Origin of the sequence: Anaerobacillus sp. 1_MG-2023 (genome assembly GCF_030547345.1) — a bacterium.
Classification (GTDB): domain Bacteria; phylum Bacillota; class Bacilli; order Bacillales; family Guptibacillaceae; genus Guptibacillus; species Guptibacillus hwajinpoensis_B.
On the sequence record NZ_JAUORD010000008.1, the window covers coordinates 70021 to 95175 of the forward strand.

The 25155-nt window shown below is 39.3% G+C and carries 19 protein-coding genes; all 19 read left to right on the forward strand.

Going from position 1 to position 25155, the window contains the following annotated elements; genetic code table 11:
* Nucleotide 1 precedes the first annotated feature (1 nt).
* The 19 genes from Q4550_RS14320 (at nt 2) to Q4550_RS14410 (ending at nt 25111) form a co-directional block, all read left to right on the forward strand.
* Nucleotides 2–1537: a response regulator transcription factor gene (locus Q4550_RS14320; protein ID WP_303533756.1), complete on the forward strand. Its 1536-nt coding sequence runs from the start codon at nt 2–4 to the stop codon at nt 1535–1537.
* Nucleotides 1534–4068 carry a beta-mannosidase gene (locus tag Q4550_RS14325; RefSeq protein ID WP_303533758.1) on the forward strand — a complete coding sequence of 845 codons (2535 nt, stop codon included), beginning with the start codon at nt 1534–1536 and terminating at the stop codon, nt 4066–4068. Before Q4550_RS14320 ends, Q4550_RS14325 begins: the two co-directional genes overlap by 4 nt.
* A gap of 68 nt (nt 4069–4136) precedes the next feature.
* Complete coding sequence (locus Q4550_RS14330) at nt 4137–4910, forward strand: sugar phosphate isomerase/epimerase family protein (protein ID WP_303533759.1); 774 nt, start codon at nt 4137–4139, stop codon at nt 4908–4910.
* Nucleotides 4907–5983 (forward strand): mannonate dehydratase, encoded by a 1077-nt coding sequence (gene uxuA / locus Q4550_RS14335; RefSeq protein WP_303533761.1) that lies wholly within the window; start codon nt 4907–4909, stop codon nt 5981–5983. The genes Q4550_RS14330 and uxuA overlap by 4 nt, the downstream gene beginning before the upstream one ends.
* A gap of 188 nt (nt 5984–6171) precedes the next feature.
* Nucleotides 6172–8739, forward strand: coding sequence for a beta-mannosidase (locus tag Q4550_RS14340; RefSeq protein WP_303533763.1), 2568 nt, complete (start codon nt 6172–6174; stop codon nt 8737–8739).
* A gap of 130 nt (nt 8740–8869) precedes the next feature.
* Nucleotides 8870–10807: a BglG family transcription antiterminator gene (locus Q4550_RS14345; RefSeq protein WP_303533765.1), complete on the forward strand. Its 1938-nt coding sequence runs from the start codon at nt 8870–8872 to the stop codon at nt 10805–10807.
* Between the two features lie 103 nt (nt 10808–10910).
* Nucleotides 10911–12860 carry a PTS fructose transporter subunit IIABC gene (locus tag Q4550_RS14350; RefSeq protein WP_303533766.1) on the forward strand — a complete coding sequence of 650 codons (1950 nt, stop codon included), beginning with the start codon at nt 10911–10913 and terminating at the stop codon, nt 12858–12860.
* Nucleotides 12861–13067: 207 nt separating this feature from the next.
* Entirely contained in the window at nt 13068–14102 is a 1035-nt protein-coding gene (locus Q4550_RS14355; RefSeq protein WP_303533767.1) for an ATP-grasp domain-containing protein, read from the forward strand.
* A 15-nt stretch (nt 14103–14117) separates the two neighbouring features.
* Nucleotides 14118–14786 carry a vWA domain-containing protein gene (locus Q4550_RS14360; protein WP_303534009.1) on the forward strand — a complete coding sequence of 223 codons (669 nt, stop codon included), beginning with the start codon at nt 14118–14120 and terminating at the stop codon, nt 14784–14786.
* A 261-nt stretch (nt 14787–15047) separates the two neighbouring features.
* On the forward strand, nt 15048–15653 hold the full coding sequence (locus tag Q4550_RS14365) for a TerD family protein (RefSeq protein WP_303533769.1): 606 nt from the start codon (nt 15048–15050) through the stop codon (nt 15651–15653).
* A gap of 30 nt (nt 15654–15683) precedes the next feature.
* Complete coding sequence (locus tag Q4550_RS14370; RefSeq protein WP_194222367.1) at nt 15684–16265, forward strand: TerD family protein; 582 nt, start codon at nt 15684–15686, stop codon at nt 16263–16265.
* Nucleotides 16266–16336: 71 nt separating this feature from the next.
* On the forward strand, nt 16337–16915 hold the full coding sequence (locus Q4550_RS14375; protein WP_194222366.1) for a TerD family protein: 579 nt from the start codon (nt 16337–16339) through the stop codon (nt 16913–16915).
* A gap of 88 nt (nt 16916–17003) precedes the next feature.
* The gene (locus Q4550_RS14380) at nt 17004–17729 is read left to right on the forward strand and encodes a TerC family protein (protein ID WP_306558473.1); all 726 of its coding nucleotides are present in this window, start codon (nt 17004–17006) and stop codon (nt 17727–17729) included.
* Nucleotides 17730–17843: 114 nt separating this feature from the next.
* Nucleotides 17844–18995, forward strand: coding sequence for an HpcH/HpaI aldolase/citrate lyase family protein (locus Q4550_RS14385; RefSeq protein ID WP_303534011.1), 1152 nt, complete (start codon nt 17844–17846; stop codon nt 18993–18995).
* Entirely contained in the window at nt 18922–20265 is a 1344-nt protein-coding gene (locus tag Q4550_RS14390) for a phosphoribosyltransferase family protein (protein ID WP_303533774.1), read from the forward strand. The genes Q4550_RS14385 and Q4550_RS14390 overlap by 74 nt, the downstream gene beginning before the upstream one ends.
* An 8-nt stretch (nt 20266–20273) precedes the next feature.
* Nucleotides 20274–21392, forward strand: coding sequence for a cysteine protease StiP family protein (locus Q4550_RS14395; RefSeq protein WP_303533776.1), 1119 nt, complete (start codon nt 20274–20276; stop codon nt 21390–21392).
* Nucleotides 21389–22201 carry an HAD family hydrolase gene (locus Q4550_RS14400; protein WP_303533778.1) on the forward strand — a complete coding sequence of 271 codons (813 nt, stop codon included), beginning with the start codon at nt 21389–21391 and terminating at the stop codon, nt 22199–22201. The genes Q4550_RS14395 and Q4550_RS14400 overlap by 4 nt, the downstream gene beginning before the upstream one ends.
* A gap of 178 nt (nt 22202–22379) precedes the next feature.
* Entirely contained in the window at nt 22380–23993 is a 1614-nt protein-coding gene (locus tag Q4550_RS14405) for a YceG family protein (RefSeq protein ID WP_303533780.1), read from the forward strand.
* Nucleotides 23994–24010: 17 nt separating this feature from the next.
* Nucleotides 24011–25111: a toxic anion resistance protein gene (locus Q4550_RS14410; RefSeq protein ID WP_303533782.1), complete on the forward strand. Its 1101-nt coding sequence runs from the start codon at nt 24011–24013 to the stop codon at nt 25109–25111.
* The last annotated feature ends 44 nt before the right edge of the window (nt 25112–25155 follow it).

A 25155-nucleotide genomic window follows, 5' to 3' on the forward strand; every position in this document is an offset into this window, starting at 1 on the left:
TATGAATCTCAAAGTGTTGATTGTTGATGATGAACCAATTATTTGCGAAGGTTTAAAAAATACTGTGCCCTGGGATGAAATGGGGGCTGAAGTGATTGGAGAGGCCTATGACGGTGAAGAAGCACTTGAGGTGATTGAAGCACATGATGTGGATGTCGTTTTATCCGATGTGAAGATGCCCATTATGGACGGACTTGAACTAGCGGGTGAGGTGTACAAGCGCTATCCATCGATTCGGATGATCATAATCAGTGGATATGATGAATTCGAGTACGCGAAGCAGGCTATGAAACTTGGGATTAAAGATTATTTACTTAAGCCTGTTGATATCGATGAGCTGATGGAATTGATCATCTCCATTAGAAAAGAGACCGAACACTTAAAAAAACAAGAGTGGGAAAGCGGCGCCAAGCAGATTCTCTCTTCACTTGCTACAGGTCAGGAGCTGAGTTATTTACCAGGAAGTGTGAAAACAGCAATTTCTGGAGGGATTCAGTTAGTTGGAAGTGAGATTCAACACTTCTCGAATGTTGTAAATAACTGTTCATCGTTGGAAGAAATCGAACTTAAGAAACAATGGATGAAAGAGTTAAGCAAGGCGATGAGTGAAAGAGGGATAAGAAACGTTTCGATCGTAGTGGGAGAAAACAGTCTTCTTACATGTTGTGGAGGAGCTTCCTTCAGTGAGCATAAGAGTCTCCTTGAGCAAACGTCTCGAAAGTTGGGATTCTCGCTAAACCTAACGATCTCTCATGAGGCAAAAACAGCTGATACTCTTCAACGACAGTATTACTTATTAAACGAAGCGATGAAAGCTCAGGCTTTTCATAGTGATGAGGTGCTTGAAGTGGAAGCTGTTCTTCATCAAGTAAACATCCCTTTTTCACTAGAACCCTTTGAGAAGGATGTGAAACAACTACATAGTGAAGAAGAGTACGAGGATTTTAGTGTGCGTCTTTTACAAACGTTTAAACAAAATCGCTGGTATCTTGAAAATATCGTGCGATCTTTAGAAGATTTCGAGAAAAAAATATTCAAAGAATTTTATCCGGAGATCAATGTGAATCTATATGGCAAATTGAATGTTGGAGTTCATAACTCGTATGAGCAGCTGGGAAAGCTCTTTTATCAAGATCTTATCGCGTATGGAGCCTACCAGGAGACGACGGCAAATGCAGGTTCACGCTGGTTGATCAGGAAAGCGGTTTCTTATATCGAAGAAAATTATGGGCATGATTTGAAAGCTTCTGAGGTAGCGGATGTGATCAATGTTTCTCCTAATTATTTTAGCCAGCTGTTTAAACGGGAGACGGATCTTCACTTTAATGATTACCTACATGAAATTCGAATTGGAGAGGCAAAAGTGCTCTTGAAGGAAACGCCTTATCGTGTCTTTGAAATCGCTCAGATGGTAGGATACCACGATTATAAGTATTTTGTTCATAACTTCAAAAAAGTCTCGTCCATGACGCCTACTCAATATAGAAGTATTATTTTTCAAAAGAGTAAGGCGCATGGAGAAAGGAATGGATTATGAAACTTAGTAGCGAATGGAAATTACAGTGGTTTGAAGCGGGAGAAAAGAATCCGCTCGAATTAGCCGCTCCTTACTATATCGATCATTTTTGGATGACGACAGCTGTACCGGGAGATGTTCATTCTACTCTTATCGATAAGAAGTTAATTAAAGATCCTTTTATCGGTCATAATGACCTGGATTGTCGCTGGGTAGAGGAGAAAGAATGGTGGTATCGTACATCTTTTAGCTGGGACGAGTCTTTGTCTAAAAGTGAGAAGCTTGAATTGGAATTTGAAGGTCTGGATACTTTCGCAACTGTCTATCTGAACGGACTGGAAATAGGAAGTACCGAGAATATGTTTATCGAGCACTCCTTTGACGTGAGTAGAGCGATTAAACAGGGGAAGAATAAGCTTGCTGTTCGATTCGATCCAGTGACTGAAGAGGTGGAAGGCAAAGAGCGTAATTATTGGTGTAGCTATGGTAAGGAGAGGATTTGGGCTCGAAAAGCTGCAATGAACTTCGGATGGGACTGGGGGCCGCGACTCGTTACGACTGGTATCTGGAAAGCTGTTCATCTTCACAAGCGAACGAAAGGGAAGTTTGACGGTGTGTTCGCTAAAACCGTTAAGGCGAATGAGGAAAAGGCTCTGGTTGAAATTAAAACAGACATCAAGTCCTTTTATCCATTTCATACAGAAAATTTCCGAATTGAAGCAGAGCTGCTTACAGCTGATGGTGCAGAGGTATGTTTTGTTAAGTCAAATCTGACGACACTACACCTTGAAATCGATCATCCTACGCTATGGTGGACGCATGATCTTGGTGAACCATATCTTTATGAATTGAACGTGAAGTTGAAAGATGAAGACGGTACCGTGGTGGATGAACATTCTCAGCAGTTTGGCATTAGAACGGTTACTGTTGAGCAAAAACATGAAAATGGGGAGAACCTCTTTGTTTTTAATTTGAATGGTGTTCGGTTATTTGCTAAAGGTGCGAACTGGATACCCGTTCATAGTTTCATAGGTGCAGCGCGGAATGATCGATATTCGAACCAGTTGGAATTAGCGAAAGACGCTCACATGAACATGATGCGAGTATGGGGTGGGGGTATTTATGAAAAAGATATCTTCTACGAAGAGTGTGATCGATTAGGGCTCTTAGTCTGGCAGGACTTTATGTTCGCTAATGCGCTTTATCCAGATTATAACGAAAACTTCATGGAGAATGTACGAAATGAAGTAAGTAAGGTTGTGAAGCGTTTAAGAAAGCATACGTGTCTAGCTCTATGGTGCGGAAATAATGAAATTGATTGGATCTATGATCGTAAACATTCCGATGGTGAGATCACGACTCCTTTCTATGGTGAACAAATTTATCATAGCCTTATCCCGGAAATACTGAAGAAGCTGGATAACACCCGTCTTTATTGGCCGAGTTCACCATTTGGAGGAAATGATCTGGACGCTGAGGAAATGGGAGATCGTCATAACTGGCAAGTCTGGCATGGAAATGTTGAACCAAGAAAAAAAGGGGAGGCTGTTGTTCAGGACATTTCTCTTGAAGGTGTTTCATTTAAGAATTATAAGAAAGACTACACTCGTTTTTCGAGCGAATTTGGGATGCATGCATCTTCTAACCAGTTCACATTAAAAAGCTACATTCCTGAAGGTGAATTTTATTGGAAAAGTGATGAAATGTCTTATCGAAATAAGGACCATTTTCATGAAAAAGGAATACTCCTTATGGAAGGTTATACTGGCATACCGGAAACGATCGATGAGTATATGAATTACTCTATGTTGACTCAGGCAGAAGGACTAAAGTATGGAATCGAACACTATAGAAGGCAGAAACCATTTACAGCTGGCGCATTGATCTGGCAGCTTAATGATTGCTGGCCAGGTACAAGCTGGTCGATGATCGATTATGAGCTCCTACCGAAGGCTTCCTATTATTATGCTAAGAAATTCTTTGCTCCTGTTATGGCGGTAATTGATCATGATCCAGGAGAGTCATTAAAACTCTCTGTTATAAATGATCGGCTGACTTCTATTAAAGATTCACTTAACGTTGACGTAGTAGGATTTAATGGGGAAGTGGTTTTCTCAAGATCACTCGACTTTTCAGTAGAAAGCAATTCGGTAACAGAATTAGCTGTCTTATCTGAAGAAGAAGTGCTAAATGGTGCATCTGCTTCTAAAGTAATTGTTAGAGCGTATGCAGCGACTGGCTCTTTCGAAGAAAATCGTTACTATTTAAGAGATTATAAAGACATGAACTATCCTGCTGCTGTAGTGGAGATTGAAAATAACGAGGCCGAGAACACGATAACGCTAAGCTCACGAGAGCTAGCGAGGTTCGTGAAAGTGGACTTTAATCAAAGCGGCGTAACGTGCTCAGATAACTTTTTTGATCTTCTACCTGGGGAATCCAAAACGATCAATCTCTGTCAATTGAATGGAGAGGCGATTCAGTTTGAGGGGATTTCCGTAAGTTCTATGAATAGCAGAAAGACAATACCCATTAAAGAACTTCAGAGATAATGTATTGACTCCCCCCTAGAACTAACAGGTCGGGTGAGGATCTTTTAATACGAGAGGAGAGAGAGAAGTTGGCAAACATCACCCTTCAGCTTTATTCACTGAAAGAAGAAGCCGAAAAAAATTTTCTTGGCATGATCGAACGTGTTGGTGATATGGGATACGATGGCGTCCAATTTGCGGGTTTTTTTGATGCCTCAGCAGAACAAGTTTGTGAAAGCTTAGATAAGAAGGGATTAAAGCGTGCCGGTTCACATGTGGGCATTCATCAGCTAGGAGAAGATCGACTTGAGGAACTCTTCTCCTATCATGAAGCGATCGGTGAGCATTTACTGATTTGTCCTGCCTTACCAGAAGAAATGAGGAAAACAGCCGATGACTATAAGCGTTCGGCTGAAAAGCTAAACCGTATAGGCGAAAGCTGTAAGAATGCAGGATTTGAATTTGGTTATCATAACCACGCTTTTGAGTTTACGGATATGGGCGAAGGTACTGGCTTCGATCTTTTGTTTAAAGAAACATCCAAAGATCTAGTGAAAATGGAATTGGATTGTTATTGGGCAGCCTATTCGAGTCATGATCCTCTTCAAATCATTCAGATTTACCAAGATCGAATCGTCTCGTTGCATATTAAAGATATGATAGGAGATGGCACGAAAAGGTCAACTGAAGTAGGTAAAGGAATGATTGATTATCCCGGGCTGATGCGTGAAGCGGATAAGGTCAACATCGATTGGTTCACTGTAGAACAAGAGGAATTCGACGGGAACCCATATGATAGTCTTGTAGAAAACTTGGCAGCATTGAAGCGCTTTTCTCCTAATGAAAGAGGTGGGACAGGTTGAAAATGATGTTCAGATGGTTCGGTGAAGGAAATGATACGGTGCCATTGCGCTATATCAAACAAATCCCTGGTACTGAAGGAATCGTTTGGGCACTGCATGATCTCCCTGCTGGAGAAGAATGGCCTATGGAAAAGATAGAGGCAGTGAGAAAACAGGCCGTTGATAGCGGATTATCTAATGAAGTTGTAGAAAGTGTCAATGTACATGAGGCGATCAAATTAGGTCATTCCGATCGAGACTACTATATTGAAAACTATAATAAGACGATAGAAAAGTTAGCAAGCGTTGGGGTGAAAGTGATTTGCTACAATTTCATGCCTGTGTTTGACTGGTTTCGAACCGATTTAAAAAAACGGTTAAAGGATGGGTCGACGGCTCTTTTCTATGAGCATGAGAAAGTAACTAATATGAATGTAAGGCAGATCGTTAAGCAGAATGCGGATGATCTTGATTTTCACATGCCCGGTTGGGAACCCGAGCGCTTAGGAGAATTATCCACTCTGCTTGATTCCTATCAGGGCATTACAGAGGAAGATCTTTTTAGCAATTTGCATTATTTTCTTAATGCGATTATTCCTATGGCAGAAGCAAATGGCGTGAAAATGGCGATTCATCCGGATGATCCGCCTTGGTCTATCTTCGGTTTGCCGAGGATTATCACGAATCGAGAAAATATATCTCGCATGCTGAAGATGGTCGACAGTGCCTCGAACTGCCTGACATTTTGTAGTGGCTCTCTTGGAGCGAATCCAAAGAATCATCCCGGCAACATAGTGAGAGAGTTTGCTGATCGAATTGCGTTCGCACATATCCGCAATGTAAAAACCGAGGACAACGGAGACTTTATAGAGGCTTCCCATCGAACTCAAGATGGATCTGTTGATATTTATGATGTAGTAAAGGCTCTTCATGAGAGTGGCTATAAAGGGTACGTGCGTCCGGATCATGGGAGACATATATGGGATGAAGTTTGTCGCCCTGGTTATGGTTTATATGACCGAGCACTTGGAATCATGTATTTGCTTGGAGTTTGGGATTCATTAAACCGTATTCCGAGTTTAAAAGAGAAATGAAATTTATTTACAACAAAATAGATGGAGAGCTTGCATACAAAGTAGCTAAAAAATTCAAACATCATACCGCTTATTTCACATGGAGGGAGAGACAATAATAAAGTCCTCTTTTTTTTGAACATTCGTTTCGAATTTTTATTCGGTGTCATTATGATTGAATCAAAAATATAAAAAAGGGAGAGTTTCTGATGATTAAAGTTTCGCATCATTCAACTGTAAATGAAGAAAAGGCGGTATTGTCAGATTGGAAATTCAGACAGACTGAAGGAGAGGAATGGCTTCCAGCAAAAGTTCCAGGATGTGTCCATACCGATCTATTAAAGAACAATCTTATTTCAGATCCTTTTTACGGTGAAAATGAACTGGATCTGCAGTGGATCGATAAAAAAGATTGGGAATATGAGGCTTCCTTCGACGTACCTGCAGAACTGCTGAATAAAAATCAGATCGAAATCGTGTTCGATGGTCTGGATACTTATGCGGAGGTCTTTCTTAATGATGAACATCTACTATCTGCCGACAATATGTTTCGTTCATGGAAAGCAAATGTAAAGCCATTCGTCAAAGAAAAGGGAAACGTACTTCGGATTCATTTCAAATCTCCGATCCAAACGGATCTTGAAAAGCTCGAAAAACAGGGGTATAACTTCCCGGCAGTTAATGACCATTCTGAAGATGGCAATGTGGGCGATAAGAACTTAAGTGTGTTTGCTAGAAAAGCGCCGTATCACTATGGATGGGATTGGGGTCCTCGCTTTGTTACAAGCGGAATCTGGAAGGACGTTCATCTTCGCGGATGGTCTGAAGCTAGAATAGAAGACTTGTCGATTCTTCAGAAAAATGTAACCGCTTCAGAGGCTAATTTGACTGCTCTTGTAGAGATTGAGGCTGAGGAAGAAGGAGAACGAGAACTAAGAATTCAAACTGAAGAAATCGAGCTGATTCAAACCGTACAATTAAAGCGTGGCATGAATGAAGTAAGTTTAGATATGAAAGTTCAGGATCCGAAGCTATGGTGGTCACGGGGACTTGGCGATCAGAATATGTATGAGTTCATAGCTGAAATTAGAAAAGACGGATCTCTTGTTGCTGGGAAAACAACGCGAACTGGTTTACGATCGATTAAGGTGATTAGAGAAAAAGACGATGAAGGAAAAACATTCTATATCGAGTTAAATGGTGTTCCGGTATTTGCGAAAGGTGCAAACCATATTCCGAATGATAGTTTTGTAACTGAAGTTACGCTTGAACGATACCGACATGAAATCCAAAGTGTAGTTGAAAGTAATATGAATATGCTTCGGATCTGGGGCGGAGGTATTTACGAATACGATGCGTTTTATGAGCTATGCAATGAATATGGCATTCTTGTCTGGCAGGATTTCATGTTTGCTTGCAGCATGTACCCGGGTGATGAAGCATTTCTAAAGAATGTGAAAGCTGAAGCGATAGAAAACGTGAAGCGACTTCGCAATCATCCGAGTATCGCACTCTGGTGTGGGAATAACGAGATCGATACTGCCTGGTCTGCCTATGATGAAGATGGTGGTTGGGGATGGAAACAGCAGTATTCTAAACCGATCCAGGATGAAATCTGGCAAGCGTATGAAGATGTTTTTCATACCATTCTACCTGAAGCGGTAGAGAACCATATGCCAGGTGTCTACTACTGGCCATCTTCACCGATGAGTGATTGGACAGGTGATAGTCGTCAGCATACTAGTAATACATCTACTAGTGGAGATATTCATTATTGGGATGTCTGGCATGGTTTAAAGCCTTTCGAAGAGTATAATCACCATGTTGGTCGTTTTATGAGTGAATACGGTTTTCAATCGTTTCCGGAACTGAAGACTGTAGAATCATACGCTGGAGAAGGAGATATGGCTCTCGATTCTAAGGTCATGCTGCACCATCAGAAAAATGGGCGAGGAAATTATTTAATCAAAGAATACATGGAGACCTATCTCCCAGAGCCTAAAGATTTCCCCTCATTTCTTTATATGAGTCATGTTCTTCAAGCAGAAGGAATCAAGACAGCAATTGAAGCTCACCGAAGAAAGAAACCTTACTGTATGGGAACTCTGTACTGGCAAATGAATGATTGCTGGCCAGTGGCATCATGGTCAAGCATGGATTATTACGGTAGATGGAAAGCTCTTCAATATTATGTGAAGCGAAGTTTCCGGGATATAACGCTCTCAATAGATGGTACTAATCGCACCAAAATAGATATTCATATTATTTCAGATATATTAAGTGACATGAACGGTTCGATTCGCATGAGTTTGTCGACTTTCGATGGAACGTTGCTTCGTGAATGGAATGAGTCATTCGCATTAAAAAGCAACTCTGCAACTAAGTTTGTTACATTAGAGACTGAAGAAGTAATTGAGAATCGTGACCCTAATAACATAGTGTTCAAAGCTGAACTTGAATTAGAAGGTGAAATCATAGATGCAAAATATCATTATTTTACATCAGTGAAAAACCTTTCACTTTGTAAACCTAATTTAAAAATAGAAGAGGTTTCCACATCTTCAGGGAAGCACTACACTTTGGAAACAAATACACTTGCTAAGCAGGTATATGTAACAAGTGATTTGGAAGGAATCTTTACGGATAATTACTTTGATCTCATACCTGGAGAGCAAAAAAGAATTGAATTTCTAACTCGATCAAAAGATCAAGGTTTTACAAAAGGGATTGCGGAGGGAATAAAAGTTCATTCGATGTCCGATTTTATAAAAGAATAAGAGTGATTATAGAACCCTTTATATACTAATGTGTATGGAGGGTTCTTTATTGTAGTGATTTTCTCCTCTTACTTTTCTTTTGCTATAATTCTTATAGGTACTAAGTCGACCATCTAAAGTAGGTGAGAACATGAATGAAAGACAAAAAAAGTTAATGTGTATTCTTTTGGAGACAAGTGGAGAATTTTCCCTTGTTAAAGATTTGTCTGTGCGTCTGAGTTGCTCAGATAAAACGATAAGGAATGATCTTGATGTCATACAACCTTATATAAGAAAAGAAACAGGTGGATCACTGATTCGTAAAACAGGACTTGGAATTCAACTAGTAATAGAGAATGAAGAACGTGATTGGCTTTATCAGAAGTTTTCGTATGAAAGTAGCCATGCTGACGAGTTGTCCCAAAGTGAAAGGTTGCTTGAACTTGCATATAAGCTATTAACAGCTAAAGGACCGATGACATTACAAAACCTTTCCACCAGTCACTTTATTACTCGCTCTGTTCTTAAGAAAGATCTTGAACAAATCAATCAGTGGTTAAAGACAATGAATTTAACATTACATTCAAGACAAAAAGTAGGAGTAATGATCGAAGGAAAAGAGCGGTTGCGTCGAAGCGCTCTTGTTAATCTAGGTAAGCTTGTACAAAATGAGGCACTTATTCGTCCGTTCTTGAAGAAGCAGTTCACGTTATATGAAATAGAGCTTGTTGAGAAGGAATTAAGAAATCTGCAAAACGAGCACTCGATTACGTATACCGATGAATCTTTCGAAAATCTTCTTTATCATACCCTTTTTATTATTAAAAGAACAAAACTGCGTCAATCGATTCAAGTTACGGATAAGGAAGAAAAACAAATTAAAGAGTATGAAGAGTATGAGTGGTCAAAATCACTTCTTAAAAAGCTGGGCATCGTCTTCGTCGCCCATTTCCCGGTAGGTGAAGTTGCTTACCTTGCCCTTCATTTGATAGGGGCTAAACGTACTGGTGTTTCGATCATACGAGAGCCAGAGGTGGAGAGAATTGGATTAGCGTTAATCAATGAAATGACTGAAATGACGAATCTGTCTTTTAATGCTGACGCTAACCTTATGGAAGGCCTTCGCGTGCATCTGTATGCTGCTCTAAACCGCATACAGTATGGGCTGTCTGTGTCTAATCCCATGCTTCAAGAAATTAAGAGGATGTATCCCTACTTGTTTGATTTATTAATCCAAATAACAGTAGGAATGCAGGATAAGTGGAAATTATCGATTCCAGAAGATGAAATAGCTTATTTAACCCTTCATTTTGAAGCCGCGGTTGAGCGATTACAATCAAATCGTGGAGAAAAGAAGAGTGTGGTGATTGTTTGTCATTTAGGTGTTGGAATGTCTCAGTTGCTACAAACAAAGCTTGAACGGAAATTCTCTTCTTTAATAATTTTAAACTGTATCGGACGTACGGCTTTACATGATTTTCTTACTCAACATCAGGTGGATTTTATCATTTCTACAGTCGAGATGGAGCCTCAGTCTATACCGCATATTGTCATTTCACCACTACTTAATACTGAGGAGGAAAGTAAGTTAGAATCCTTTTTAGGAGAAATGGATCAAGCGAACCGCGAAGAAAGGCGGAATGCCGTATTTTCTAATTACCTTCAGTCGGATCTTGTGTTCGTTCAGCACGATGGAAATCATCGATATAAAGTAATTGAAGTTCTCTCGAATGCATTGTATGAGAAGGGATTTGTAGAAAAGGAATACGTGCATCAAGCTCTTATAAGAGAACGAACATCTTCTACCGCAATTGGTTCTGGTATCGCGATTCCACATGGTAACCCTAACTTTATACATACACCAGGTATAGCAGTGGCTGTCTTGAAAGAGCCGATTGAATGGGGCGAAGAACGAGTTAATTTAGTATTTTTATTAGCCCTTGGAAATCAAGGGGACGGAGTTACTCGCGAATTATTCAGGGAGATTTCTTCAATTAGTGAGCAACCTCTTTTCTTAAAAAAGTTAACAGAACAAACAAGTGCAAATGCTTTTATTAATTGTTTGGAAACGAATGCAATCGAGAAATAAAATCAACTTTACCGAAAGCTTCGGTAAAATATAGCTCCTTTTTCTATCTAATCTTACGTTACTATTTATGTAAGCGATTACGATTGAAGAGGGGGAATAAGAAATGAAACTGTTAGCGATTACATCGTGTCCAAATGGAATTGCGCACACTTATATGGCAGCTGAAAATCTTCAAAAAGCAGCCGATAAGTTAGGTGTTGAAATGAAAGTTGAAACTCAAGGATCAATTGGAGTAGAGAATGAGTTTTCTGAGAGAGACATCGAGGAAGCCGATGGCATTATTATTGCGGCAGATAAAACGGTTGAGAAAGGACGTTTTATCGGTAAAAAAGTTCTCATAGTTGGGGTTCAAGATGGGATACGTAGGCCGGAGCAGTTAATTAACAAGCACCAAAATGGAGAGGTGCCTGTTTTTCATTCAGACGGTAAAGCAGCTAATGAGTTTAAGAAGGAAAAGAAGGATAAGCAAAATCCCATTTATCGCCACCTTATGAATGGTGTATCTTACATGATTCCTTTTATCGTTGTAGGAGGATTATTAATTGCAATTGCCTTAACCATAGGAGGAAAGCCGACAGAGAGTGGTCTTGTTATTCCTGAAGATTCATTTTGGAAAACGATTGAACAATTAGGGGGAGCATCGTTCACATTCATGATCCCTATCCTTGCAGGTTTTATTGCCTATAGTATTGCTGACAGACCTGGACTTGCGCCTGGTGTCATTGGTGGTTACATTGCTGCTAACGGAAGTTTTTATGGAAGCGAGGCTGGAGCTGGTTTCATTGGTGGTATGATCGCTGGTTTTTTAGCGGGTTATGTAGCACTTGCTATTAAGCGAATGAAAGTACCTAAGGCAGTACAACCAATCATGCCGATTATTATTATACCTGTTTTTGCATCGCTCATTGTGGGATTAGTATTCGTTTATATTGTAGGTGCGCCAGTTGCGCAAGTATTTGAATCATTAACGAACTGGTTAGCAGGTATGCAAGGAACAAGTTCGATTCTTCTTGCGGTCATCCTTGGAGCGATGATCTCCTTTGATATGGGAGGACCTGTTAATAAAGTTGCTTTCTTATTCGGAGCTGCAATGATTGGAGAAGGAAATTATGAAATTATGGGGCCTATCGCGGCCGCTATCTGTATCCCTCCAATCGGGATGGGACTGGCAACATTTCTTAAGAAGAAAAAATATGAAGAAGCTGAGAGAGAAACTGGTAAAGCATCTTTTACTATGGGATTATTCGGTATTACGGAGGGAGCCATTCCGTTTGCTGCTCAGGATCCGATTCGAGTGATTCCGAGTATTATGGCAGGGTCAATTACGGGATCCGTTATAGCGATGATAGGTAATGTGGGAGATCGCGTTGCTCATGGTGGGCCGATCGTAGCCGTCTTAGGAGCAGTTGATAACGTATTGATGTTTTTCATAGCGGTTATTGTAGGGGCATTCGTAACAGCTATTCTCGTTAACCTTTTGAAAAAAGATGCCGTTGTAGAGGTAGCTGGAGTTGGGATGGAAATCAGTAGTGAAGAACTAGTGGAGGAGGAGCCTGTTCAAAGTATGGGAGCGACTCAATCTACTACCGAGGAGATTTCAAAGCTTACAGATATTACAAATGAAAGACTTATCGATATTGATTTAAAAGGGGCAAATCGAGATGCTGTGATCGATGAGATGATTGCGAAATTAGAAGAAGATGGCGTTCTTAATTCAAGGAAGGAATTTAGAGAAGCAATCCTTAGCCGTGAGAATGAAAGTTCAACTGGCATCGGAATGAATATCGCGATTCCACATGGAAAATCTTCCGCTGTACGTAAGCCAAGCGTGGTCTTTGGATTGAAACAAGAAGGAATTGATTGGAACAGTTTAGATGGCACAGAAGCTCGATTAATCTTTATGATTGCTGTCCCTAAAGAGAGCGAAGGGGATGCTCACTTAAAGATTCTCCAAATGCTTTCACGACAATTAATGGATGATCAATTTAGAGAAAAGCTTCTAACAGTTCAAACAACGAAAGAAGCTTATCAACTATTAGAACAAATTAAATAAACGTTTAATTAAGAATAGAGTGTGGACCTATTAAGGTTCGCACTTTATTTTTTACTAGATAGAGGAGAATTTTGAAACCTGTCGAATGTTTAAGTTTGGAATGAAATGATAAACGGGGAGGGTGAAATCTCGAGATAAGTATTCATGTTAAGCTAACTATATTAGCTGAATCGAGAAACAACTTTCACAGCAAAGAAGGAGTCAAACATGACAAAAATTTGGTTTAATAGATGGTTTACTACTGTGGCACATTACATAGAGTTAATTCGACAAAACGAAGATGGAGCAGAATTTGAAGTGTATGGTTCACACCCGAACGAAGATGCTTTGTATTTACAGTATTGCGATCATTCTTTTGTTGAACCTGATATTAGTGGCGATGCGTACGTAGCGTATTGTTTACAAGTTTGTGCTGAAAAGAAAATCGATTTGTTCATACCTCGTAAAGAAAATGTCCTCATCTCGAAAAACCTTTCGAAATTCCACAGCATCGGTGTAAAAGTTCTCGTATGTGACGCTGAATTAATGGCTCTTATGGATAATAAAGCGGCTATGTGCCAATCCATTCTTACAAAGGAAGCAGAGAAAAAAACATCGCTCGTTCCTATTCCAGATTACGCAGTTGTTACCAATGTAGAAGAATTCAAAAAAGCTTATCATCATCTTCGTAAAAAAGGACATACTGTCTGTTTTAAACCTGTGATAGGTGAAGGCGCCAATGGCTTTCGGGTTATTAGTGAGGGGCAGGAAACGATTGAAGAACTTTTTACGGGTGGGGGATCTAGAAGAATTTCAATTGAGCATGCTTGCTCTATTTTAAGTCAGAAAGATTCGTTCCAAGACTTAATGGTCTTAGAGTACTTAGATGGTTATGAGTATAGTATCGATTGTCTTGCGTATGATGGAGAGCTGCATCTTGCTATCCCTCGTAAGAAAGTTGAGGGAAGAGTAAGAGAACTTGAGAACAATGAAGAGTTACTAGAGATTGCACGAGCTATTCATAAGGAATATAACATTGATTACATCTCAAATATTCAAGTTAAGTTCAGCAATGGAATTCCAAAGCTTCTTGAAATTAACCCAAGGATGGCTGGGGGATTGAATATTAGCTGCTTATCGGGTGTAAACATCCCGTACGAAGCGATTAAACTGTTGCAAAATGGTGGTAATCCGTTCCTTAATTTAAATCCAGAAATGGGTATTCGCGCTAGCCATATAGAAAAAGAAGTTGTTCTTTCTTAATTTAAGGGAGGTACTCTGATGAGTATTACATTAATGAAGAAAAACGCTGGTATTGTTTTAAAGAAAAAGAATTTAGATCAAGTTGTAGCTAGAGTAGGTCTTGTCCTTGATATTAGCGGTTCAATGCGGAATTTATACAAAGAAGGTGTCGTTCAAAAAGTCGTCGAGCGTGTTCTTGCAGTCGCAAGTCAATTCGATGATGATGGTTCACTAGATGTATGGGTATACGATAATGAGTTTAGTCGATTAAAGCCAGTAACAGAATTTGATTTCGAAGGATACGTGGATCGTCAAATTCTTTCGAACGATCTCGTTCATAAATTTGGTCGAAATGATGAACCTCTCGTTATGGAAGATGTCATTAGTAAATACGTCGAAGAAGATCCATCGAAAGAACCGGTGTTCATTGTGTTTATTAATGATGGAGGCTGTAAACGTGGAATTAAGAAAGCGATTGTCGAATCTTCAGACCAACCTCTTTTTTGGCAGTTTATTGGTATAGGAGATTCAAACTTCGATGTATTAGAGAAGTTGGACACAATGACGGGACGGTTCATTGATAACGCCAACTTCTTCCATATAGAAGATATTGACCGGACAAGTGATGAAGTGTTGTACAATAATCTTCTAGGTGAATTTCCAGATTGGTTGAAGGAAGCAAAAGATAAAGGAGTTATTCAGTAAGTAGCTAGTTCCCTATGTTAACAGAATCGACAAAATTCTTTCATATTATCATCGTTGCTCAATGGTTAAAGGATTCATTTTAGCTGAAAATATGTTAGTTTTAAATAGAAAGAATCAATTTTTCTAGTTAAAAACAATTTTTTTGTTGAAACATGAAACTTTCTGAATCTAGGCACGTATTACAGAATAGGCAGTTAACTATTAAACTTAACACGCACCATCTCATATTTAACTTAAATCTACTAACAGGAGTGAAACGATTTGACAATTTCTTTGCAGAAAGGTCAACGAATTGACTTAACAAAAGGAAATGCCGGCTTATCGAAAATTATGGTTGGCCTTGGTTGGGATCCAGTTGAGCAAAAGAAAAGTGGTCTTCTAGGCGGTCTTTTTGGAGGCGGAAGCGGTGGCGCTAACGTCGACTGTGATGCTTCTCTCCTTATGCTTGAGGACGACAAATTAACTTCTAAAAAAGATTTAATTTACTTCGGTAACTTAAAAAGCGCATGCGGAAGTATCAATCATACTGGTGACAACCTGACTGGTGCTGGAGACGGTGATGACGAGCAAATTATGGTTGATCTCGGTAAGGTGCCACAGCGTATCACAAAACTTGTTTTTGTAGTAAACATCTATGATGCTGTGAAACGCAAACAGGATTTTGGTATGATTCAAAATGCGTTTATTCGCGTAGTAAACCAGTCGAATCAAGAAGAAATGATCAAATTTAATCTCACAGATAACTATTCTGGTAAGACAAGTCTCTTTGTAGCAGAAATCTATCGCCACGGCAGTGAATGGAAATTTGCCGCGATTGGTAATGGAACGAACGATGCTGGCTTAAGCGACATTGCAAAAAAATATTAAACTACTAAAATTCTAAAGGGGTTGACGAGCATGGCTGTATCATTATCTAAAGGACAAAAAGTAGATTTAACAAAAACAAATCCAGGTCTATCAAAGGTTATTGTAGGACTTGGATGGGACACAAATAAATACGATGGCGGAAATGACTTTGACCTTGACGCAAGTATCTTCCTATTAGACAGCACTGGTAAGTGTTCTTCTGATAAAGATTTTGTTTTCTATAATCAAACAGAAGGTGGCGGCGGTTCGGTTGTTCATACAGGCGATAACCGTACTGGTGAAGGAGAAGGAGATGACGAACAAGTAAAAGTTCATCTTCATGATGTTCCAGCTGAAATTGAGAAAATTTCTTTCGTCATTACGATACATGATGCTGAAGCGCGTAATCAGAATTTCGGACAAGTATCTAATGCATTTGTACGCATCCTAAATGAAGATTCAAATGAAGAGCTCATTCGTTATGATCTTGGAGAAGATTTCTCGATTGAAACAGCGATTATTGTTGGAGAACTTTACCGTCATAACGGCGAATGGAAATTCTCTGCAGTAGGATCTGGTTATCAGGGAGGACTTGCTAGAATCGCAACTGATTTTGGTTTACAAGTCGGATAAACTCTTCTTTTTTGGCAAGAGGGATGCCTCCCTCTTGCCATTCCAATATAAACGCGAATTGGGGGATCACATTGGGAATTCAACTATCTAAAGGACAGAGAATTGATTTAACAAAGACAAATCCAGGACTCGTTAAAGGACTTATAGGGCTTGGTTGGGACACGAACAAATACCAGGGAGGCTCTGACTTTGATCTAGATGCATCGGCATTTTTAGTTGATGCAAATAATCGGTGTCAGGACGATCTGGATTTTATTTTTTATAACAACTTAGAGCATCCAAGTAAATCAGTCATTCATACAGGTGATAACCGAACAGGTGAAGGTGATGGAGATGATGAACAGCTGATCGTCGACTTCTCAAAAATTCCTGCGCATGTTGATAAAATTGGGATCACCGTCACGATACATGATGCTGAAGCGCGTCACCAGAACTTTGGACAAGTATCAAACGCATTTGTTCGTCTTGCGGATGAATCTTCTGGAGAAGAGCTATTGCGATTTGATCTTGGCGAAGATTTTTCAATTGAAACAGCCGTCGTCGTTTGTGAACTATATCGACACGGTAACGAATGGAAATTCAATGCAATAGGTAGCGGATTCTCAGGTGGACTTGCATCTCTTTGTAAAAATTATGGCCTTGAGGTTTAAGGCTTAGCTAGTTGACATTAGGAGGAAACATCAAGTGGAAATCTTACAAGAAATTCTAAACACATATGCCTCTTTCTTTGATTGGGAAATGTGGGGAGAAGTTTTAACTGACCCTGTTTCATGGGGACTTATCGGTACGCTGGTGCTTTTAGAAGGGCTACTATCAGCTGATAACGCACTAGTACTTGCTGTTATGGTTAAACACCTTCCACCAGAAAAACGTAGAAAAGCGCTAACCTATGGGTTAATAGGGGCATATTTCTTCCGATTCTTATTTATTGGTATTGGTATGTATCTTATTAAATTTTGGTGGATCAAAGTATTTGGTGCCGCCTACCTTGCGTGGATTGTAATTCAACACTTTAGAAGTAAAGGTGAAGAAGAAGGTACGGAGGGTATGAAAAAGGATACCTGGCTTGTTCGAACCTTTGGTCTATTTTGGGCAACTGTTATTTCAGTAGAATTAATGGATATTGCGTTTTCTGCTGATAGTATTTTAGCTGCATTAGCGATTTCAGAACAAGTATGGGTGCTGTTACTCGGAGGTATGATTGGTATTCTTCTTATGAGAACAGTAGCGGGTGTATTTCTGAAGTTGATTGAAAGAGTTCCTGAAATGGAAAATACAGCGTTTGTATTAATTGCAATCATCTCAGTGAAGATGTTCTTAAGCGTCTTTCATATTGAAATACCGCACGTTGCTTTCTTTGGTATTATCGTGCTTGCCTTCCTTGGAACGTTTGTTGTTCACTACATTAACAATAAAAATCGACCATACGCTGAAGAAACAGCATCAGCAAAAGAGAACGAATAATATAAAGAGGAGGAGACGCTGGTGCTCTCCTTCTTTTTTATACAATGAAACTTTCAATTTAGTAAAAATAGAAGCTAATATAACCTAATGATCAGGAATTAGGAGGTGAAGACGCTGGAATATTTTAAATATCTATCAGAAATGCAAAAGGAGCAAATTTTCTATAAAAAACCAACCCCTATTAATAAACATATAGATCGTGAACAGCTATCATATGCGGTTGGGGCGGCTTTGTATATGCCTGCGATTCGAAAAGATATTGCTGAAATCGTGATCCAAGGCAAGTACCAAGAATTGACTACGATTGTGCTTGATCTTGAAGATGCCATTGGGGACAACTGTGTGGATGAGGCGATCGATCAGACGGTAGAACACTTTTCCTCTATTGCGCAGGCTATGAACGATCGTCAGTTGCGTTGGGAGACACTTCCCCTACTGTTCATTCGTGTCCGGTCAGCTGAGCAATTAAACGAAGTGGCAAATAAATTAGGTGCTACTATTCACTATTTGACAGGGTTTGTTTTCCCTAAATTTTCCTCTAAGAATGGTAGAGAGTATTTACATACTCTCAAAAAAGTAGAACGAACGGCAGGTGCTCTTCTATATGGCATGCCGATTTTAGAGTCGCCAGAGCTTTTCTATAAGGAATCACGCTATACAGAATTCCAACGTCTTTCTTTGCTATTAAAAGAATACGAATCCTCTATTCTTAACGTCCGTATAGGAGCAACTGATCTATGTGGACTTTATGGAATCCGCCGCAGTGCCCAATCAACAATATACGATATATCGATAATGAGAGACTTTATATCTGATGTCGTCAATTATTTTGGTAGAACCTTTGTTATCTCGGGTCCTGTATGGGAGTATTTTAATAGCAGAAGAGAAGTAAGTGCCCATGCGAATGAAACCATACTGGACTATAACACAGGACTGTTGAACGAGACGCTGCTTGATTTGACGAATGGGCTAATTGGTAAAACTGTCATCCACCCTACTCATATGAAAGTCGTACAGTGTGTAAATATTGTATCGAAAGAAGAATATCTTGATGCACTTAGCATTTTGGATCACGTAAGTGGGGATGTAGGCGTGCTGAAAAGCGAATCACATAATAAGATGAATGAGATTAAACCGCATTATAAGTGGGCGATGAAGATCATTACGAAATCGAATATATACGGGGTGTATCATGACAAGTACAATTTCATCAAAATGCTTACCGAAACAGTACCATTTTCAGATCCTGTCGGATATGAGCGTTAACTTAGAGGTTACTCAAAATAAATTGAACATACCGGTTGAGGAATTCTTTCAAATGGCAGCTAGAATTAATAAAAAAAGAGGTTTTTTGTTTGTTAGTAAAATGCTTGGCAAGCATATTCCGGTTCATCCTCATAAATCGCTACTTGCCTCAGGACTTTTAGCAATCACTTATTATGAGAGCGTGACAGGGGAGTCAATCGATTATTTATCAGAAGTAAGAGATGGGTTTTTAAGCGACGATCTGGAAGAAGTTAAGAAATCGTACGAGCGATTGCTAAACAATCCTCTCCATCTTGAGGGACCACCAATAGTAATTGGATTTGCTGAAACGGCTACAGCACTCGGACATGCTGTATTTGATAGCTTTCAAGAAGGATACTATATTCATACAACAAGAGAAAACGTAAGTGATTTAGATCCAGAATTCAACTTTGAAGAAGAGCATTCTCATGCTGTGGATCAACGGTGTTATGCAGATCGGTCTATTCTAATGAAGTCTAATCCTGTTGTATTAGTAGATGATGAAATAACAACTGGGAAGACTTGTCTAAACATTATCAGGGAACTCCACGCCAACTATCCTCGCAAACAATATGCTGTACTTTCTCTATTAGACTGGCGATCTGATGAACATATGGAACAATATAAAGCATTAGAAATCGAACTCGGGATTACAATTAGCGTTCTTTCTTTGCTTAAAGGAACTATTAAATTCGAAGGAAAGCCTCTTGAGCATCCGATTCATGACTTTCAATCAAGTCGATATCTTAGTGATGCAGCCGAGATTAATCGCATTGATTTATCATCTTGTTTCGATTCACTTAATGAAAATGACTATTTAACTTATAGCGGTAGGTTTGGAATTAATGGAGCGGATAAGGCGAAGATAGAGGATTCATGTCAGAAAGCATCGAATCTCTTAAAGAAAGAATCAGTCGAAGGGAAGACTCTATGTCTTGGCACTGGGGAGTTTATGTATATCCCAATGAAAATCGCCTCTTATCTAAATGGTGAGGTTTATTATCATTCCACGACAAGAAGTCCAATACAGCCGGTAGATATTGAAGGATATGCGATATCAAATGGATTCACATTTCAGAATCCAGAAGATCAACAAATTCAGCATTACCTCTACAACATTCTTAAAGGTGAATATGAGCAAGCTTTTCTCTTTTTTGAAAAAAGTGTCCCAGATGCTGACCTTAAAGAAATAATAGCAATATTAGAAGAACGGGATATAAAAACGATTTATATTGTAACGTGTTCTTGAAGAGAGGGATGAACAAATTGACTGTACAGACTACCAAAATGGGAAGTTATCCTGATCAAGATGTAACTTTCCTTCTAAAAGATTTATCAGACATCACAATGGAAAAAAGTACGATGGAGAGAGAACAGGCAATTCAGAAAGGTACACACTATTCTGAGATGCTTCCTATTGAGTATAAGCCGACAGATGAATATATGAAATTGTTCTATACTTCACTCGAAGAGGCGAAGCACAAAGTGGCTGTAGCAGTAGGGATTGTTGCTGAACAGCTTGTGGCGGAAAGAGGCTTTCAAACAGTACTTGTTTCGCTTGCTAGAGCAGGCACGCCAATAGGTGTATTAATCAAGCGTTACCTTTCTTATAAGTATGATCGAGAACTTCCCCATTACAGCATTTCTATTATTAGGGACAGAGGCATTGATGAGAATGCTCTTCAATTTATTTTAAATCAGCATCCTGATTCGTCTATTACGTTTATTGACGGGTGGACTGGAAAAGGTGCGATTACAAAGGAATTAACAAAGTCAGTAGCAGAATTTAATGCTAGTACTGGCAAGAATTTATCAAGCGAATTAGCCGTTTTAGCAGACCCAGGTGACTGTTCTTCTCTTTTTGGAACTCGTGAAGATTTTTTGATTCCAAGTGCTTGTTTAAATTCAACCGTTTCAGGGCTTGTCAGTCGTACTGTGCTTAATAATAATTGGATTCATGAGGGAGATTTCCACGGAGGTAAATACTACTCGGAGCTTGCTGCAGAAGATGTCTCCAACTTATTCGTCGATACTATTTGTACACAGTATCCTTTGATCGCTACAGAGGTTGAAGATGGATTGCAAGATATCTCAAAGGAAGATCGCAAGCCCAAGTGGAAAGGACTTGAATCGATCGAAAACATCCAGAGGGATTATGGTATAGCAAACAGTAACCTCATCAAACCTGGTGTTGGAGAAACAACGAGAGTATTGTTACGGCGTGTTCCATGGAAAATTCTTGTGCATCCAGATGCGGAAATGAACTTAGAACATATTCTTATTTTAGCAAGAGACCGTGGTGTTCCAATTGAAGAGTACGCAAACATGTCTTATTCATGCTGCGGACTGATTAAGCCTATGGAGAAAGACTCATGAGAGCATTTGCTAGCGACTTAGATCGCACGTTAATTTATTCTAGTAGAATGATCGAGCAAGATACCCAGCAAAACTATGAATTAATTGAAACACTTGATGGAAAGGAAATTTCATATATTTCCAACTATGCTAGTGAGTTATTACAGAAGGTAAATAAAGAGATTTATTTTATCCCTGTTACAACAAGAACAGTTGAACAATACCGTCGTATCACATTTTTTCAAACAACGATTCAACCAGAATACGCCATAACAAGTAACGGCGGTCGAATTTTAAAGAACGGAAAAGTATTGAGTGACTGGTCGAATCGAATCAATGCTTCGTTAGAAGAGTGCTTGTCGCTTGATGCCTTTGTTCGGCAACTGGAGAACCTTATCACAGGAAACTGGGTTGAGCGAATTCGTCATGCAGACTACCTTTTTGTTTACCTAATTATTAAACGAGATCATGTAACGTCCGAAGAACTCTATCAATTATTTGAGTGGTCACGTGAGCAGGGATGGCAACCTAGTCTTCAGGGGAGGAAGCTTTATTTTGTTCCAAATCCGGTGAACAAATGGAAAGCCGTCGACTATTTGAAGAAAGAAATTGGATTATCTTACGTGTATACAGCAGGAGACTCCCTTCTAGATTATGAACTTGTTTTTCATGGTGATTGTAGTTATGTACCTGCACATGGTGAAGTTCTCGAAAGTTATCCCGATCTTCCCAAAACGACAGCACATGGAATGAAGGCCTCAGAAGAAATTCTAGACTCCATTGTCGTTGACTTATCTTTAAAACAAGAATCAGTAGAACAAAAGAGTTAAGTATGGAAGAAATAGTATGTTATTCTGAAAGATAGAAGATGTTATATTGTTGAAAGAATGGCTAGAAATAAATAAGGTTACTTCTTACTTGTAAAAGTATAATAAAATTATGAATGTAGGGAGGCTTGATCGGAACTGACCATCCTCCGGAAAGGAATGAGAAAGCGGGGAGAACATCATGAGTCACTATGATCAAATTCTTATCAAGAAAGCACCACTTGATGATGAGAATTTAAATGAACTATTATTCAATCCGTTTCCTGAACGAACTCCTTATGAGAACGGGAACGAATTACTTATAACGCAAATCGTGGGGAGATTTTTGGGGAGCTATTATGATGAGAACGAATATTTTCTTCAGCTGCACGAACTATCGAATTCTAACTATTTTCACGTATTAAGTGAAGAATTAAATAAGGTGATAAGCCCTGAACGACTTCAGGCTATTCAATCGATTCATTCTATTAACCAAAAAGAAAACGGACTTTCTGCGAATCGATTCGTAGCCTTTTTGGAAGGTGCTAAACTGATTCCTTCACACAAAAATCCTGCCTTACATCGTCATTTGCGAAAATCATTAATTTCCATTCTTGAACTGTTTGAGAAACAGCATAATGGTGGATTTAGTCACCCGGAATTTCGCAGAGTACTTGTTGATTTAATGAAATGGACTTGGAATCATCTTGATCCATGGTTAGAGGATGTGGAGTTTGAAATAAAGATGCCCGGTATTGTATGGTACGGTGAAGCTTCAACAAGTCAACAATACTTTTTACTTTATCTTGTTCAGATTGGATGCGATGTCCTTTATTTTCATCCTGAAGGAGTTGATTCGTTTGACGAACTCGATCCCGATGGGGAATTGATGGAGAAAAGGAAATTACCTACTACCGTCGCAATTGAACCATTTCCGATTGAAAAACCAGAGAGACGCTCTACGGTTGCTTATCGAGCAACAAAGGAAATGGATACGGTGCTTCATCATGAAGGATCGCAACTTTTTAAGCCTTGGCAGTTACGAAATTATTCCCCTAAGTCTGTTACTCTAAAAACGACTTATGATGAATTATTTCTGATTGCAAAGGAAAAAGCATTTATTAGACCCAATTTTAAAGTAGAGGGTGGCACGGTCCATATCCCCTCTTTATTTGCTAAAATTATGGGAGTATCTGAGAATAAAAAGGAATACTGGAACCGACTTCAAGATATAAGTGAAGCGAAATCGACTACGATGATTCGTCAGTTTCCTTTCACACAAGAGACGAGAGCGAATCAGAAATTTCACTACCAGCATACGATGAATCGGGAAGGAATGTTAGATCCTGAATTGATGATGCAGGGTAATTGGTGGCAGTATAAACACCTTCCTAATGAGACGCAGAAAGCGATTGGACAAGCTATCTCAAGAATGTGTGCAAATCCGAAGCTGCTTCCGGAAGGTAATGAAACGGAAGAAGATATTAAGCTTTATTTATTCTCTCAAACTACAAAAATCCCTGAGGAGTTTGTTCATTTAATGCAAACGTTTGATTATTCTCAGGAAGTGCCGAAAGTAGTGCTATATAATACAGAAATGAACGGCACATTATCACGATCAGATGCAGCAGTGTTACACCTGCTAAATGAGTTCGGTATTGATATCATTCTATATAATCCTCCTGGTCATCAATGTATTGAGCGCTACCTCGATTCGAATCAGTTTGACACGCATTGGTTAGAGGAAATGGCATTTCGACAGGATTTTAAAGAACCTTCTGTATTTCGTAAGCTATTTAAATCGATTAAATTATAATCAGGGAGTGATCGTTCATGACGAATGAGACAGGCCTAACTACGCTCGATAAGAATGAAGAGATTACAGAAGCGAAGGCTGAAGATGTACGTTTAAAACTTCGCGAAGAGCAAGAAGTTCAAAAGCTTGCCGGTGAAATTGATGTAAAAGACCAAATGGCATTACTCGAATTTGGTAAAGAACCAGCAGTAGAGATTTCGAAGTTCTCAGATAAAATCTTATCTATGATGCGTACAACTAGCGTCACGGACTCAGGTGAGATGCTGAAACAACTTGGGAAAATCATGGATCGTTTTGATAAAAAAGATTTTGAAGAGCCGAAAACAGGCTTTCTATCTAAGTTTTTCAAAAAAAGCAATGATATGGTAGAAAAGATTTTTGGTAAATATCAGACGCTCGGTGGAGAAATTGAGAAGGTACACGTTGAAATCTCCAAGTACAAAGATGAAATGTCTCGTTCTACTGGGACGTTGGATGAAATGTACCAACATAACCTGAACTATTATGTAGAACTTGAGAAGTACGTCGTTGCAGGTCAAATAAAGTTAGAAGAACTTCAAGATAAGGTCCCTGCGATCCAACAAAAAGTTAGTGCTGGCGACCAAATGGCGCAAATGGAGCTAGATACTTTGAATAATGCTATTCAGACGTTGGAGGAGCGCATCTACGATCTTGAGATGGCGAGAATGGTTGCAATTCAAACAGCTCCACAAATTCGCCTGTTGCAGCGCGGAAACACAAAGCTAATAGGTAAGATCAATTCAGCCTTTATTATTACCATTCCTGTTTTTAAGAACGGTGTTATTCAAGCTGTTACCGCAAAGCGTCAGAAGCTTGTTGCTGATTCAATGAACGAGCTGGACCGTCGTACAAACGAAATGTTAAAAAACAATGCGCAGAACATCTCGAATCAAAGCGTTGAGATAGCTAAATTATCTGGTAGACCGAGTGTTAAGATTGAGACGATCGAAGAATCTTGGAATACAATCGTTAAAGGTATGGAAGAAACGAGAGCCATTGAGGATGAGAATAAACGTATGCGAGATGAAGGTACGAAGCGAATTCTTGAACTTCAAGATAATATGAAGCAAATCGGTAATAATGCTAAAAGTTCATAAATAAAAGGAGAGCGGGTTCCCGCTCTCCTTTTATTTATAATTGA

What these genes read in the sequence shown, in the direction of transcription:
- Q4550_RS14370 (WP_194222367.1), top strand. Translation starts at nt 15,684, where the DNA reads ATGGCTGTATCATTATCTAAAGGACAAAAAGTAGATTTAACAAAAACA.
- Q4550_RS14345 (WP_303533765.1), top strand. Translation starts at nt 8,870, where the DNA reads ATGAATGAAAGACAAAAAAAGTTAATGTGTATTCTTTTGGAGACAAGT.
- Q4550_RS14320 (WP_303533756.1), top strand. Translation starts at nt 2, where the DNA reads ATGAATCTCAAAGTGTTGATTGTTGATGATGAACCAATTATTTGCGAA.
- Q4550_RS14405 (WP_303533780.1), top strand. Translation starts at nt 22,380, where the DNA reads ATGAGTCACTATGATCAAATTCTTATCAAGAAAGCACCACTTGATGAT.
- Q4550_RS14340 (WP_303533763.1), top strand. Translation starts at nt 6,172, where the DNA reads ATGATTAAAGTTTCGCATCATTCAACTGTAAATGAAGAAAAGGCGGTA.
- Q4550_RS14400 (WP_303533778.1), top strand. Translation starts at nt 21,389, where the DNA reads ATGAGAGCATTTGCTAGCGACTTAGATCGCACGTTAATTTATTCTAGT.
- Q4550_RS14395 (WP_303533776.1), top strand. Translation starts at nt 20,274, where the DNA reads ATGAACAAATTGACTGTACAGACTACCAAAATGGGAAGTTATCCTGAT.
- Q4550_RS14325 (WP_303533758.1), top strand. Translation starts at nt 1,534, where the DNA reads ATGAAACTTAGTAGCGAATGGAAATTACAGTGGTTTGAAGCGGGAGAA.
- Q4550_RS14390 (WP_303533774.1), top strand. Translation starts at nt 18,922, where the DNA reads ATGACAAGTACAATTTCATCAAAATGCTTACCGAAACAGTACCATTTT.
- Q4550_RS14355 (WP_303533767.1), top strand. Translation starts at nt 13,068, where the DNA reads ATGACAAAAATTTGGTTTAATAGATGGTTTACTACTGTGGCACATTAC.
- Q4550_RS14380 (WP_306558473.1), top strand. Translation starts at nt 17,004, where the DNA reads ATGTGGGGAGAAGTTTTAACTGACCCTGTTTCATGGGGACTTATCGGT.
- Q4550_RS14350 (WP_303533766.1), top strand. Translation starts at nt 10,911, where the DNA reads ATGAAACTGTTAGCGATTACATCGTGTCCAAATGGAATTGCGCACACT.
- Q4550_RS14410 (WP_303533782.1), top strand. Translation starts at nt 24,011, where the DNA reads ATGACGAATGAGACAGGCCTAACTACGCTCGATAAGAATGAAGAGATT.